The sequence below is a fragment of the Mycolicibacter longobardus genome, from assembly GCF_002102265.1.
In the GTDB taxonomy this organism is placed as follows: Bacteria; Actinomycetota; Actinomycetes; order Mycobacteriales; family Mycobacteriaceae; genus Mycobacterium; species Mycobacterium longobardum.
Genome location: NZ_LQPG01000020.1, coordinates 86666 through 99831 on the forward strand (window position 1 = coordinate 86666; position 13166 = coordinate 99831).

The window sequence follows — 13166 nt, forward strand, 5'->3', positions numbered from 1 at the left end:
CGGTGAGAATCTTCGCCGACACCACCCCGCTGCGCAGCCCCGATTTCCGGCGGTTGTGGGTGGCCGGGATCCCGACCGTGATCGGGGCGAACCTGACCATCTTCGCGGTGCCGGTGCAGATCTACGCGCTGACCCGAAGCTCGGCCTATGTCGGGCTGGCCGGGCTCTTCGCCCTGGTCCCGCTGATCGTCTTCGGTCTGCTCGGCGGCGCCTGGGCTGACGCGATGGACCGCCGCAAGCTGCTGATCATCGCCTCCTGCGGGCTGGCGGTGGCCTCGCTGCTGTTGTGGATCCAGGCCGCCGCGGCACTGGAGAACGTCTGGGTGGTGCTGGGCCTGCTGGCCGTTCAGCAGGGGTTCTATGCGGTCAATGCCCCGACCAGATCCGCGGCGATACCGCGGTTGGTGGCCGGTGGCGATCTGCCGGCCGCCAACTCGCTGAACATGACCGTGATGCAGTTCGGCGCGATCGTCGGGCCGTTGCTGGCGGGACTGCTGCTCGGCTGGGTGGACCTGTCCACCCTGTACCTGATCGACGCGGCGACGTGCCTGGTGCCGATCTGGGCGACGCTGCGGCTGGCCCCGATGCCGCCGACCGAGACGGCAGACTCGTCCGGCTGGGGTGTCGCGGCGGTGCTGGACGGCTTCCGCTACCTGGCCGGCAACACCGTGGTGCTGATGTCGTTCGTGGTGGACCTGATCGCGATGGTCTTGGGCCTGCCGAGGGCGCTGTTCCCGCAGATCGCCACCGCGGACTTCGGCGGGCCGGTCGAGGGCGGCACCACCGTGGCATTGCTGGCCGCCGCGATGTCGGCCGGGGCGGTGCTCGGCGGGGTGTTCTCGGGTTGGCTGCCGAGGATCAGCCGCCAGGGGCTGGCGATCGTGGTCGCGATCGTGGTCTGGGGCGTGGCCATGATCGGGTTCGGGGTCGCGGTCGCTCGCGGGGACGGGCACGCCGGTCTGGCGCTGTGGGTGGCGCTGGCGTTCCTGGCGGTCGGTGGTGCCGCGGACATGGTGTCGGCGGCGTTCCGGTCGACGATGCTGCAGCAGGTCGCCTCCGACGAGGTCCGGGGCCGCCTGCAGGGGGTGTTCACCGTGATCGTCGCCGGTGGTCCGCGGCTTGCCGACGCGGTGCACGGCGCGGCCGGCGCGGCGGTGGGGACGGCCGTGGCGGCGGCCGGCGGCGGGGTATTGGTGGTGGTCGGGGTGGTGTTCGCGGCGCTGGCGGTGCCCGCGTTCCTCGGCTACCGCCGACCCGACGGTGTTCGGCGACCGTCGCCGCCGGATGGCCGATAGGAGATACCCGCCCCCGGGCGGGCACGCCGGTCCCGAACCGACTACCTTTTCTAGTACACGCCGTGTACACCCAACCCAATCTGGTCAGCCGAATAGCGCAAAGGGGTTCCTTGTGGCCGCAACCGACGACTCCGCCACTCTCCGGTATCCGGGCGGCGAGCTAGAGCTGCCAATCGTGAAAGCCACCGAGGGGTCCGACGGCCTGGCCATCGGTTCGCTGCTCGCGAAGACCGGCTTCACCACGTTCGACAACGGCTACGCCAACACCTCGCCGGTCAAGAGCGCCATCACCTACATCGACGGCGACGCCGGCATCCTGCGCTACCGCGGCTACCCGATCGAGCAGCTGGCCGAGAAGTCGACCTTCATCGAGGTCAGTTACCTGCTGATCTACGGCGAGCTGCCCACCGCCGAGAAGCTGGCCGAGTTCACCGGCCGGATCCAGCGGCACACCATGCTGCACGAGGACCTGAAGCGGTTCTTCGACGGCTTCCCGCGCAACGCCCACCCGATGCCGGTGCTGTCCAGTGTGGTCAACGCGCTCAGCGCCTACTACCAGGACTCGCTGGACCCGTCGGACAACGACCAGGTGGAGCTGTCGACCATCCGGCTGCTGGGCAAGCTGCCCACCATCGCCGCCTACGCCTACAAGAAGTCGGCCGGCCAGCCGTTCCTGTACCCGGACAACTCGCTGAGCCTGGTGGAGAACTTCCTGCGGATGACGTTCGGCCTGCCTGCCGAGCCCTACGAGGCCGACCCCGAGGTCGTTCGGGCCCTGGACATGCTGTTCATCCTGCACGCCGACCACGAGCAGAACTGCTCGACGTCGACGGTGCGGCTGGTGGGCTCCTCGCGGGCCAACCTGTTCACCTCGATCTCCGGCGGCATCAACGCGTTGTGGGGCCCGCTGCACGGTGGCGCCAACCAGGCGGTGCTGGAGATGCTGGAGCAGATCCGCGACGACCAGCAGGGCAATGTCTCCGACTTCGTCCGCAAGGTCAAGGACCGCGAAGACGGCGTCAAGCTGATGGGCTTCGGCCACCGGGTCTACAAGAACTACGACCCGCGGGCGCGCATCGTCAAGGAGCAGGCCGACAAGATCCTGGGCAAGCTCGGCGGCGATGACGAGCTGCTCAACATCGCCAAGGACCTCGAAGAGGCCGCGCTGACCGATGACTACTTCATCGAGCGCAAGCTCTACCCGAACGTCGACTTCTACACCGGACTGATCTACCGGGCGATCGGCTTCCCGGCCCAGATGTTCACCGTGTTGTTCGCGCTCGGCCGGTTGCCCGGCTGGATCGCGCACTGGCGCGAGATGCACGACGAGGGCGACAGCAAGATCGGCCGGCCCCGCCAGATCTACACCGGCTACACCGAACGCGACTACGTCGGCATCGGCGGTCGGTAGCCACCGTGACGAACTCGGCCAAGCCCCAGATCACCGTCCCGACCGGCCCGGCCCCGGCTGAGCTGGTCATCGAGGACATCGTCGTCGGGGAAGGTGCGGAGGCCGCCCCGGGGGCGGTCGTCAACGTGCACTACCTCGGCGTCGACTACGACAGCGGCGCAGAGTTCGACAGTTCCTGGAACCGCGGCGAATCCCTGGAGTTTCCGCTGGACGGGCTCATCGCCGGCTGGCAGGACGGCATCCCGGGGATGAAGGTGGGCGGCCGGCGTCAACTGGTGATCCCGCCCGAGCTGGCCTACGGGCCGGCCGGCACCGGGCATCCGTTGGCGGGCAAGACCTTGGTCTTCGTGATCGACCTGCTCGGCACCCGCTGAGTGCGTGCCCGGCTGATCGGGGCGGCGCTGGCCGCGGTGCTGCTCGGTGCCATCGGTTACGGCCTGCTGGGCCGCGCGCACCACGAAGGCGCTGAACCCGGCGCGGGCCCCGCGGTCCCGGCACCCGTATCGGTCATCCGCCATGGCAGCGAGATCACCGTGGCCGGCGACGTGGCCGATCCGGCGGCCAGACGAGCGCTGTTGGACGCGGTGATCACCTCCAGCGAGGATGTCACCGTGATCGACCGCCTCGGGGTGGTGCCCGGAGCGCAGACACCCGAGTTCGCCGCCGCCGCACCGGTGTTCGAAGCGGCCGCCGGGCTGGATGATTTCACGTTGCTGGTCTCCGGCGACACCGTGACGCTGGGCGGTACCGCGGCGAATCAGGACGAGTCGGCCGCCGTGCAAGCCGCGGCCGAGGATGCCTGGCCGCGAGCCCACGTCGTCAACGAGGTTGCGGTCAACTCCTAGGGCAGTTCCTGGAGCGGGGAAAAGTCCACCTAAATCGACTGAACACCCCCATTAACTAATCGAAGCCCCATACACTCGCGATGTTCCTGGACACTCGGGTGTTTTTCGATCTTCAAGGAGGATCCATGCCAGGCTCCGAAAGCCGGACTGTGACTGGCTGGCGACGGGTATCGCGGTTTTACCGCCGGCCTCCCGGCTTCGGCTGGCTCTTGGCCTTGGCGGCGATTCCGTTGCTGCTCGCGCTGATCGGTCAGGGGGTGACAGATCGCTCCAAGCTCGACATCAACGGCCCCAGCGTCGCGGCGCCGTCGCTGTCGGTACCCGACGTGAACCTGCCGGGAGTGTCGTTCGCCCCGCTGTCGATTCTGCGCAACGGCAACGTGATCACCCTCAACGGCGATCTGCCCGACATCAGTGCGCGGACCGGACTGCTCGACATGCTCAAGGGACTGTTCGGCAGCGGCGTGCAACTGGTCGACAACATCAACATCAAGCCCGGCATCAGCGCGCCCGACCTCTCCAGCCTGACCTCGGTGTTCAAGGCCGCGGTGTCCATGCCGGACTTCAAGTTCAAGATCGTCGGCGACACCGTCTCGCTGATGGGCACCGCGGCGTCCGACGCCGTCAAGTCCGCCGTCGAGGCAGCCGCCAAGCTGGCGTGGCCGAACCTCAAGCTGTCCAGCAACATTCTGGTTGACGAGGACGCCACCACGGCACCGAGCGCCAGCGCGGAGCCGAGCGCATCCGAGGCTCCGAGCGCAACCCAGGAGCCGTCTCCGACCGCGGCGGCCCCCAGCGCTTCCGCGGCGCCGAGCCCGGCCGGTGACTGCGGCAACCTGCAGGCCGACATCTCCGCCCTGATGAGCACACCGGTCACGTTCGTGACCAACGGCTACACCTTGTCGGCGGGCACTCAGCAGCAACTGAGGCAGGTGGCGGAGAAGTTGAAAGGCTGCAGCAGCGCCCGCGTGGCGGTCAACGGCTACACCGACAACACCGGCAACGACGGCATCAACGTGCCGCTGAGCGCCAGCCGGGCCAAGTCGGTCGCCGACTTCCTGGTGGCGCAGGGCGTGTCCGCGGACAACGTCACGTCCAAGGGGTTCGGATCGGCCGACCCGGTCGCCAGCAACGCGACACCGGATGGCCGCGCCCAAAACCGTCGCGTCGCGATCACCGTTAGCTAAGGAGAGTCTTCGATGGATTTTGTCATTCACTGGCTGTGGTATCTGCTGGCGTTCGCGGCGGGGTCGGCAGTCGCCTGGTTGCTCACGATTGTGTCGATCCGCCGCACCAGCAGGGAAGAAGCCATCGCGGCCCTGCCCGGCTCGCGTGAGATAGGAGCTCACTGATGCACGGCGCCAATTGCTGGTTGATGGGTCTGTCATTTCTGCTGGGTCTGCTGTTGACCTTCGCGTTCACCGTCCGGCGGGTCAGACGCGAGGTGCCGGTGTCGGCAACGTTGGGCGGTGCCGCGAGTGCGCCGACGACACCGATCCCGGCCGCGGGCGCCGCTGCGGGCGCGGCGGCCCCGGCAGCGAAGCTGGCCGGCGGCGCGGTGCCCTCGGAGGCCGAAACCACCGAGATCGCAGTCGGCGGAGCGCCTTACGGCGAGGGCTCGGCGCGGGCGGGCGCGGGCGGCAGCGGCCCGACCGGCTGGACGATCAAGGGCAACGAGGACTCGATGCTCTACCACACCCTGGACAGCCCGTGGTATGGGCAGACCATCGCCGAGGTGTGGTTCCGGGAGGAGAAGACCGCCGAGGCGGCCGGCTTCACCCGCTGGGACAAGGGCAAGGCGAAGAGTGGCGGTGCCGCGGGTCTGGTCGGGTCGGTCGAGGAGGTTCCGCCCGGCCCGTACGGTCCCGGATCCACCAAGGCCGGCCCCGGTGGCAGCGGCCCGGCCGGCTGGACGGTCAAGGGCAACGAGGACTCGATGCTCTACCACGGCCCGGCGAGTCCCGCCTACGACGCGACGGTCGCCGAAGTCTGGTTCAAGGACGAGGAGACGGCCGCGGCGGCTGGCTTCGCGCGTTGGGACAGCTGGCGCAAGAAGAAGTGACGCCCCGGCGGGGCAGTTGAAACCCTGCCGGTGCGCCCACCATTTCACCGGAACCCGACTGGTCAACGTGGGTTGCCGGGTTGCCTGAGCGGGTCGGTCGCAGTCCACGCCGAACCAGCGGCACTTGACATGGTCGCGATATTCGAATGCCATCAGGGTGTTCGGGAACCACGCTGACGGCGGAGGCGGATCGTGACTGCACACACTGACCATGAGGTCCTGATCATCGGAGCCGGCTTCGGCGGCATCGGCGCCGCCGTGGAGCTGACCAAGGCCGGCATCGACGACTTCCTCATCATCGACAAGAACGCCGGTATCGGTGGAACCTGGTGGGCGAACACTTATCCTGGTGTGGCGGTGGACATCCCGTCGATTTACTACAGCTTCTCCTACGCGCCACCCAAGAAGTGGACGCGCATGTTCGCACCCGGCGCCGAGGTTCAGCAGTACGCCGAGCAGGTCGTCGATTCCTTCGGGCTGCGTTCGCGGATCAAGCTGAACACCGCGGTGGACTCCGCGGACTGGGACGAGGACGATCAGGTGTGGCGAGTTCGCCTGCGGTCCGGCCAGACGCTGGCCGCCCGGTTTCTGATCGGCGCGGTGGGTGCGCTGGAGAACCCGCAGATGCCCGACATCGCCGGAATCGACGACTTCGCCGGCAAGATCGTGCACACCGCCCGCTGGGACCACGACTTCGACTACGCGGGTAAGCGGATCGCCGTCATCGGCACGGGCGCCACCGCGCTTCAGCTGATCCCGGAACTGGCCGACATCGCCGCGCAGCTCACCGTTTTCCAGCGCACACCGATCTGGGTGGCGCCCAAGGCGGATTTCCCGATCCCCTCGGTGGTCAACACCGCGCTGCTGCGCCTGCCGGCCGTGCGGCGCGCGCTGCGTGCCGCGATCACCCTGGGCATCGATTCCGGGATCACCGGGATCGGGGTGTTCCATGACCGGGTGCCGTTCCTGGCGAACGCGATCAAGCGGGGCGGGGCCGTCGGCTACCGCCAGTGGCTGCGCGGCCACCCCGACCTGGCGCGCGAGCTGACCCCGGACTACGCCTTCGGCTGCAAGCGGCCGTCGGTGTCCAACCGGTACCTGACGACGTTCACCCGTCCGAATGTCGAATTGGTGACCGACCCGATCGCCAGGATCACCCCCGACGGGGTGATGACCGAAGACGGCACCAACCGTGGGATCGATGTGCTGGTGTGCGCCACCGGGTTCAAGGTGATGGCGAAGGGCTGCACGCCGCCGTTCCCGCTACGTGGGGTCGACGGTCTCGACCTCAACGCGTTCTGGGACGAGAACCGGTTCCAGGCCTACCAGGGAGTGTCGGTGCCGAAGTTCCCCAACGCCTTCGTGATCACCGGGCCATACGGATTCGCCGCCGGCTCCTATATCGCGATGATCGAGTGCACCAGCCGTCACGCCGTGCGCGCGATCGCCGAGGCCCGGCGCCGGGGTGCAACCCGCGTGGAGATCACCCAGCGGGCGCACGACGCCTACTACCAGAAGTGTCTGCGCCGTGAGAAGAAGACCCTGTGGCTGTCGCCGGCCTGCGATGGCTCCAACACCTACTACGTCAACTATCAGGGCGACGCTGCCGCGATCCGGCCCAGCACACATCTTGAGATGTGGTGGGGGAACAAGCATTTCCCGCTGAACGATTACCGCTACGAGGGCGCCGACGACGCCTCCCTGCCGACCGAACTGACGGCACTGGCTTAGCGACCCAGCCCTTTCGACGACGCAAGCCGGCGCGCTCCTGGAGTCCAACATCGGGGCATTTCCGGTGGGTCTTGTGCGCCCCGGTCCGCGGGCGTACCGTACCTAGTACAAGCGGTACTAGGTACTGAACGTCTGACGAAGGCGGGCATCATGGCGGATGGGCATTCCGGTGGAGCTGCGGTCGCTCCGGCAGGCGCAAAGCCGGGCTATCCCACGACACGGCGGATCCGTTTCAACTTCGGCGACGGTCAGGCGTCCGGGAAGTATTTCGTCGACGACGACATCGTGTTCAGTCACTTTGTGGCGGGACTGTCGGGTGGTTTTCCGCCGGGCGAGGAGGCGTTCATCCGATCGGTGCGGCGTTTCGCCGATCAGATCTCGGATCCGACGTTGAAGAAGCGGGTGGCCGGATTCATCGGCCAGGAATCCACGCACGGGCAGGAGCACCGCCGGCTGAACGACAAACTTGTCGCCCTCGGATATCCGATCGCGTGGTGGGATTCCAAGCCGATGGAGAAGGGAATGCTCCGGCTCGAACGCCGGCTGGGCCGCTACCGGCATCTGGCGCTCACCGCGGCCGTGGAGCATTACACCGCCGTTCTTGCGCAGCGGATACTTTCCAGCGACGAACTCCAGGGAATTCCGGGCGATGCCGAAGTGTGGAACCTGCTGAATTGGCATGCGCTGGAAGAACTCGAGCACAAATCGGTGGCGTTCGACCTCTACCGTGCGATGGGCGGCTCGGAGCGGGTTCGTATCGAGGTGATGGCGGTCCTGGGAGCTCTGACGCTTCCGATCGTCGTGGCGTCCTTGGCGGTATCGCTGGCACGCGACCCGAACGCCCGCAGGCAGCCGCTTCGGCTGGTCCGCGAAGCGCATGCGCTGTTCCGCGGGCCGTTGCTCAAGGGTGCTACGCGTGAGCTGGCGAAGTACCTGCGGCCGGGCTTCCACCCCGATGACATCGATACCAGGCAGATTCTCGAGCATTGGCGGCGTGAGCTTTTCGGTGCTGATGGCGTTTTGGTGGACCACCTGAAGTAGCCCCCGTCCAGCGCGGCCAAAGGAGATAGATACATGGTTGTCAATCCGTTAACCACGGTCACCGAAGCCGCAGCGGCTGCGCTCCCGTACCCCAAGGTGCGGCGGATCAAGTTCCGCTTCGGGGAACCGCAACCGATGAATCACCACTTTGTTGAGGGTGACATCGTGTTCAGTCACCTGGTCGCAATGTTGTCGGCCTTGTTCCCGCCGGGAGAGGAGTCCTTCATCCGGTCGGTTCGCAGGTTCGCCGATCGGGTTACCGATCCGGCGTTGAAGAAGCGGGTGGCGGCGTTCATCGGCCAGGAGTCGGTCCACGGCCAGCAACATCGGGCGCTCAACGACAAGCTCATCGCGATGGGATATCCGTTGGTGCGACTCTTCAACTTTCCGCACGACAGCGCGCGTCAGCGAGCGGTCGTGCGAATCGAGAACCGGGCGCCCGGGTTCGTTCATCTGGCGATGACGGCCGCTGCGGAGCACTACACGGCGACGTTGGCCGAGCGGGTGCTGTCGCGCGAGGAGATTCAGGCGATCCCCGGCGATCCCGAAGTGTGGAATCTGCTCAACTGGCATGCGACCGAGGAGTTGGAGCACAAGTCGGTGGCGTTCGACGTCTATCGGGAGGTCGGTGGCCCGGAGTGGATCCGGATCGGTGTGATGGCCGTGATGTACGAGGTCACCATTCCGATCACCACGGCGCTGGTGATGATGTCCATTCTGACCGATCGGCGTGGCTGGCGTCCGATCAAAGTCCTGCGCCAGACCTACGATGTATTCCGCGGCCCGCTGGTCAAGGGACTGATGGCAGACCTGCGCGTCTATATGCGGCCTGGCTTCCATCCCGACGACGTCGACACCGCGCAGCTGGTTGCGCAGTGGCAAGAGGATCTGTTCGGTACCCAGGGCGCCCTGGTGGGTCACCTCAAGTGAAGATCAACGGACTCCGGCCGCGGCTGGCGGTGGTCACCGGCGCCGGCAGCGGCATCGGACGCGCCACGGCGATCAAACTCGGCGAGCTGGGCGCCCATGTGGTGGTCTCCGATATCGACGCAGAGGCGGCGTCGGCCACCGCGGCAACCATCCGCGGCAACGGGCACCGGGCCTCGGCGGCACAACTCGACGTCACCGACCCTGACGCATGGGAGGCGTTCGCCGGTGATGTGCTGGCCGAACACGGCTGCGCCGATCTGCTGGTCAACAACGCCGGCATGCTGGTGGCCGGCCCGTTTCTGGAGCTCAGCCCGGCAGACTGGGACCGTCAGCTCAGCGTCAACCTGATGGGTGTGGTGCACGGCTGCCGGGTGTTCGGTGCGCAGATGGTCGAGCGGGGCAGCGGCCACATCGTCAACATCGCCTCGGCGGCGGCATTCACCCCGACCGCGGTGATGGCCCCGTACTCGGTGTCCAAGGCCGGGGTGAAGATGCTGACCGAATGCCTGCGGCTTGAGCTCGGGCCCAAGGGTGTCGGGGTCAGCGCCATCTGTCCGGGAGTGATCAACACCAGCATCGGCGAGAATTCGGTGACCGTCGGCGTCGACGAAGAGCTGAAGCAGCGCGGGATGGCGGTCTCCCGGCAGCTGCGAGAACTCGCCGAAAACCTCCCGTTCGCTCCGATGAGCCCCGACCTCGTCGCCCGAGCCGTGGTGCGGGCGGTGCGGTTCGATCTCGCGATCGTGCCGGTGCGCACCGAGGCGTGGCTGGGCTACTTCATGCTGCGTATCGCACCCGGTGTCAATCGACGCATGGCCCAGCCGTTCTCGGTGGAGACGCTGGAGAAACTCGGCGCACGGTTCTTGGATCGGTTCGGAAAACGCCTACCACAGTTGCGGTGAGGCACTAGCGAAGTGCCGGCTCCATTCGGCGGTCCCAGCTTCGGCTCTCCTTCGTCGAGCCTCGTGAACCGCCGGATTACCATTGCAGCTATGTCGACGGATGCGGCTTCCGGCCGCGGGCGGCTGCCCGCACTGACGGGAGACGCCCGGAGCGATCGTTGGCGTGAGCACCGGGCGGCGGTGCAGGCTGACTTGATCGAGGCCACCCTTCGCGCAATCGAAAAGTACGGTCCGGATCTCTCTATCGATGATGTCGTCAAGACGGCCGAAGTGCCCCGCCCGAAGCTGTACCGATTCTTCGGCGACAAGAACACCCTGTTCAGGGCGGTCGCGGCACGGGTGCAGGAACTGGTCATAGAGCGGGTGGTGCCGCGATTCGACTTTGCCGGCACCGCGCAGCAGATGGTTCGCTCGGCCCTGAGCGCCTATGTCGACCTGGTGGACGAGCGGCCCAACCTCTTCCGGTTTCTCGTCGGCTCCCATTTCCGGGACGAGCGTTCCGCGACGGATCTCATCGACCAAGGCCGGCCGCTGTCGGATGCCACGGTCGGCATCTGGGCGCAGATCATCGCCGCTCGCAACGGCGACAGCCGGGAGCTGGAATACGTGGTCGACGCCGCCCTCGGCGCGGTGGCGCTGGGCGTTCTGCGTTGGCTGAATACCCCGACCATCAGCAAAGCCGTGCTGGTGGACCAGCTCAGCACCTTCCTCTGGGGCGCGCTGTCCGCGACCGCGGCCGAACGTGGGGTGGTCTTCAATCCCGGCGAGAAGCTGCTGAGGATGAACTGATCCGCTGAAGTCCGCTTCCAGGCCTCAGCGCGGCGGCGGCAGCCGCAGCATCAGACGCACCCCGCCCAGCGGGCTGTCCTCCAACGACGCTGTGCCGCCGTGCAGTTCGGCCTGCTGAGCCACCAGGGCCAGCCCGAGGCCGGACCCCGAATGCGACGCCGTCGACCCCCGGGAGAACCGCTCGAAGACAACGCGACGCTCTTCCTCGGGCACCCCGGCGCCGTTGTCGTCGATGGCGATCTCGACGCCCTCGCGTGAGGTGACCGCCGACAACTGCACCCGCGTGGCACCGCCGTGTTTGACCGCGTTGGCGATCGCGTTGTCCACCGCCAGCCGCAGCCCCGCCGGCAGCCCGAGAATGATGCAGGTCGGCGACGGCACCAGCGAGACGTTCAGGTCGGGGAAGACGCGCATCGCGTCATGGGCCGCCCGGTCGAGCAGATCGGTGATGTCGACCGGCACATGATCATCGGAGGTGGACAGTTCCCCCTGCGCCAGCCGCTCCAGGGCCGACAACGTCGCCTCGATCCGGGTCTGGGTTCGGACGACGTCGTTGAGGACCTCCTTGCGCTGGTCGTCGGGCAGGTCCAGGGTGGTCAGCACCTCGAGGTTGGTGCGCATCGCGGTCAGCGGGGTGCGCAGCTCGTGTGAGGAGACCGCGGCGAAGTCGCGCGCGGAGGCCAACGCCTCCTTGGTCCGGTCCTGCTCGGTCCAGATCCGCTGCAGCATTCCGCGCATCGCCTCGGCGATCTCCACGGCCTCGGTGGCGCCGCGCACCTCGATGTCGGGCCGCTCGTCGCCGGCATCGATCGACCGGGCCTGCTGGGCCAACCGTCGCAGCGGCCGCACCGCGAATGCCGCCAGCAGCCAGCCCAGCACCGCGGCCGCCCCGATTGCGAACGTGCAGAGCAGCAGCACCCGGCGGTGCAGGTTGTTAGTGTCGGCGAAGGTGGCGTCATAGGTGGCACCGACCGCCAGCGACCGGGGGCCGGGCCCGGGAATGTCGACGGTCCGCACCCGATAGCGCACCCCGTCGATCTCGGTGTCGGCATAACCCGGCGGCAGCTCCGGCAGCACCACCGCGGAGTTCGACGTCACCTCGTTGGGCCTGCGCAAGGTGATCACCGCGTCGGTGGCGCCGGCCGAGCGGGGCAACTCGCCCAGGCCGATCAGCGGGACGGTCAGCCCGGCCGCCTCGTCGAGGCGGCGGTCCAGCCAGTACTTGCGGTCGTTGGTGATACCGACCCACACGATGGCGCCGATGATGACCGTCACGATGGCGGTACCGATCGCGGTGGCCAGCACCACCCGCGCGCGCAGCGACGGGGTCCGACTGAAGATCCGCCGCAGCAGGTTCATGACGTTCATGGTGGTCCTCACTGCGTTCGCAGGACGAATCCGACTCCACGCACGGTGTGCAGCAGCCGCGGGGCGCCGCCGGCCTCCAGCTTGCGCCGCAGATAACCGATGAACACGTCGACAACATTGGTGTCGGCGGCGAAGTCGTAGCCCCAGACCAGTTCGAGCAGCTGCGCGCGCGACAACACCGCGGTCTTGTGCTCGGCGAGCACGGCCAACAGGTCGAACTCCCGCTTGGTCAGGTCCACGTCGACACCCTTGACCCGCGCGCGCCGGCCGGGGATGTCGACCTCCAGCGGTCCCACCGTGATGGTCTCCGAGGAGGAACTGGCCGATGACCCGCGCCGGCGCAGCATCGCCCGCACCCGGGCCACCAGCTCAGCGAGCACGAACGGTTTGACCAGGTAGTCGTCGGCGCCGGCCTCCAGCCCGGCGACCCGGTCGTCGACCGAACTGCGGGCGGACAGCACGCAGACCGGCACGTCGTCACCCATCGCCCGCAGCGCCGTCACCACGCTCACGCCGTCCAGCACCGGCATGTTGATGTCGAGCACGATCGCGTCCGGGCGGGCCTCCTTGGCGCTGCGCAGCGCCTCGGCGCCGTCAGCCGCCGTCGCTACCTCGAAACCGGACAGTCGCAGCCCGCGTTCCAGCGAGGCGAGTACGTCGGAGTCGTCGTCGACGACCAGTACCCGGGGCGAGGGGGCGGCGTTGGCGGGGTTGTTCATGGTCGCCATTTTGCCTGAACAAATGAGCTTCGCGCGGGATGCGCTGCGGGTCGCCGCCGTCAATCTAGGGTCG

General features: G+C 67.6%; 14 protein-coding genes. 12 read left to right on the forward strand and 2 right to left on the reverse strand.

The window, feature by feature from the left end; genetic code table 11:
- Positions 1 to 2 precede the first annotated feature (2 nt).
- From AWC16_RS12220 to AWC16_RS12270, 12 genes are all read left to right on the forward strand, one after another.
- Positions 3 to 1295, forward strand: a complete 1293-nt coding sequence (locus tag AWC16_RS12220; protein ID WP_085265019.1) for an MFS transporter — start codon at positions 3 to 5, stop codon at positions 1293 to 1295.
- 112 nt (positions 1296 to 1407) lie between these two features.
- A complete protein-coding gene (locus tag AWC16_RS12225) occupies positions 1408 to 2706 on the forward strand; it encodes a citrate synthase (protein ID WP_085265020.1) in 1299 nt (432 codons plus the stop codon).
- A 5-nt stretch (positions 2707 to 2711) separates the two neighbouring features.
- On the forward strand, positions 2712 to 3080 hold the full coding sequence (locus AWC16_RS12230) for an FKBP-type peptidyl-prolyl cis-trans isomerase (RefSeq protein WP_085265021.1): 369 nt from the start codon (positions 2712 to 2714) through the stop codon (positions 3078 to 3080).
- Positions 3081 to 3551: a channel-forming protein ArfA/OmpATb gene (gene arfA / locus AWC16_RS12235; RefSeq protein ID WP_085265022.1), complete on the forward strand. Its 471-nt coding sequence runs from the start codon at positions 3081 to 3083 to the stop codon at positions 3549 to 3551.
- Between the two features lie 125 nt (positions 3552 to 3676).
- A complete protein-coding gene (gene arfA, locus AWC16_RS12240) occupies positions 3677 to 4738 on the forward strand; it encodes a channel-forming protein ArfA/OmpATb (protein WP_234812235.1) in 1062 nt (353 codons plus the stop codon).
- Positions 4739 to 4750: 12 nt separating this feature from the next.
- Positions 4751 to 4903 (forward strand): channel accessory protein ArfB, encoded by a 153-nt coding sequence (gene arfB / locus AWC16_RS24325; RefSeq protein WP_165759212.1) that lies wholly within the window; start codon positions 4751 to 4753, stop codon positions 4901 to 4903.
- A complete protein-coding gene (gene arfC, locus AWC16_RS25090; protein WP_234812236.1) occupies positions 4903 to 5613 on the forward strand; it encodes a channel accessory protein ArfC, sunset domain variant in 711 nt (236 codons plus the stop codon). Before arfB ends, arfC begins: the two co-directional genes overlap by 1 nt.
- Before the next feature lie 192 nt (positions 5614 to 5805).
- Positions 5806 to 7344 carry a flavin-containing monooxygenase gene (locus AWC16_RS12250; RefSeq protein ID WP_085265024.1) on the forward strand — a complete coding sequence of 513 codons (1539 nt, stop codon included), beginning with the start codon at positions 5806 to 5808 and terminating at the stop codon, positions 7342 to 7344.
- Positions 7345 to 7494: 150 nt separating this feature from the next.
- The gene (locus tag AWC16_RS12255) at positions 7495 to 8385 is read left to right on the forward strand and encodes a metal-dependent hydrolase (protein ID WP_085265025.1); all 891 of its coding nucleotides are present in this window, start codon (positions 7495 to 7497) and stop codon (positions 8383 to 8385) included.
- Positions 8386 to 8418: 33 nt separating this feature from the next.
- A complete protein-coding gene (locus AWC16_RS12260) occupies positions 8419 to 9315 on the forward strand; it encodes a metal-dependent hydrolase (RefSeq protein WP_085265026.1) in 897 nt (298 codons plus the stop codon).
- Complete coding sequence (locus AWC16_RS12265) at positions 9312 to 10217, forward strand: SDR family NAD(P)-dependent oxidoreductase (RefSeq protein ID WP_085265027.1); 906 nt, start codon at positions 9312 to 9314, stop codon at positions 10215 to 10217. Before AWC16_RS12260 ends, AWC16_RS12265 begins: the two co-directional genes overlap by 4 nt.
- Before the next feature lie 90 nt (positions 10218 to 10307).
- Positions 10308 to 11006, forward strand: a complete 699-nt coding sequence (locus AWC16_RS12270; RefSeq protein WP_085265028.1) for a TetR/AcrR family transcriptional regulator — start codon at positions 10308 to 10310, stop codon at positions 11004 to 11006.
- A 24-nt stretch (positions 11007 to 11030) separates the two neighbouring features.
- Here AWC16_RS12270 and AWC16_RS12275 read toward each other — a convergent pair whose 3' ends face one another.
- Entirely contained in the window at positions 11031 to 12365 is a 1335-nt protein-coding gene (locus AWC16_RS12275; protein ID WP_085265051.1) for a sensor histidine kinase, read from the reverse strand.
- A 17-nt stretch (positions 12366 to 12382) separates the two neighbouring features.
- Complete coding sequence (prrA, locus tag AWC16_RS12280; RefSeq protein ID WP_085265050.1) at positions 12383 to 13093, reverse strand: two-component system response regulator PrrA; 711 nt, start codon at positions 13091 to 13093, stop codon at positions 12383 to 12385.
- Between the last annotated feature and the right edge of the window lie 73 nt (positions 13094 to 13166).

Excerpts from the sequence above, each read along its gene's own strand:
- arfA (WP_234812235.1), top strand. The coding sequence starts at position 3,677 with ATGCCAGGCTCCGAAAGCCGGACTGTGACTGGCTGGCGACGGGTATCG.
- arfB (WP_165759212.1), top strand. The coding sequence starts at position 4,751 with ATGGATTTTGTCATTCACTGGCTGTGGTATCTGCTGGCGTTCGCGGCG.
- arfC (WP_234812236.1), top strand. The coding sequence starts at position 4,903 with ATGCACGGCGCCAATTGCTGGTTGATGGGTCTGTCATTTCTGCTGGGT.
- AWC16_RS12255 (WP_085265025.1), top strand. The coding sequence starts at position 7,495 with ATGGCGGATGGGCATTCCGGTGGAGCTGCGGTCGCTCCGGCAGGCGCA.
- AWC16_RS12260 (WP_085265026.1), top strand. The coding sequence starts at position 8,419 with ATGGTTGTCAATCCGTTAACCACGGTCACCGAAGCCGCAGCGGCTGCG.
- AWC16_RS12270 (WP_085265028.1), top strand. The coding sequence starts at position 10,308 with ATGTCGACGGATGCGGCTTCCGGCCGCGGGCGGCTGCCCGCACTGACG.
- AWC16_RS12275 (WP_085265051.1), bottom strand. The coding sequence starts at position 12,365 with ATGAACCTGCTGCGGCGGATCTTCAGTCGGACCCCGTCGCTGCGCGCG.
- prrA (WP_085265050.1), bottom strand. The coding sequence starts at position 13,093 with ATGAACAACCCCGCCAACGCCGCCCCCTCGCCCCGGGTACTGGTCGTC.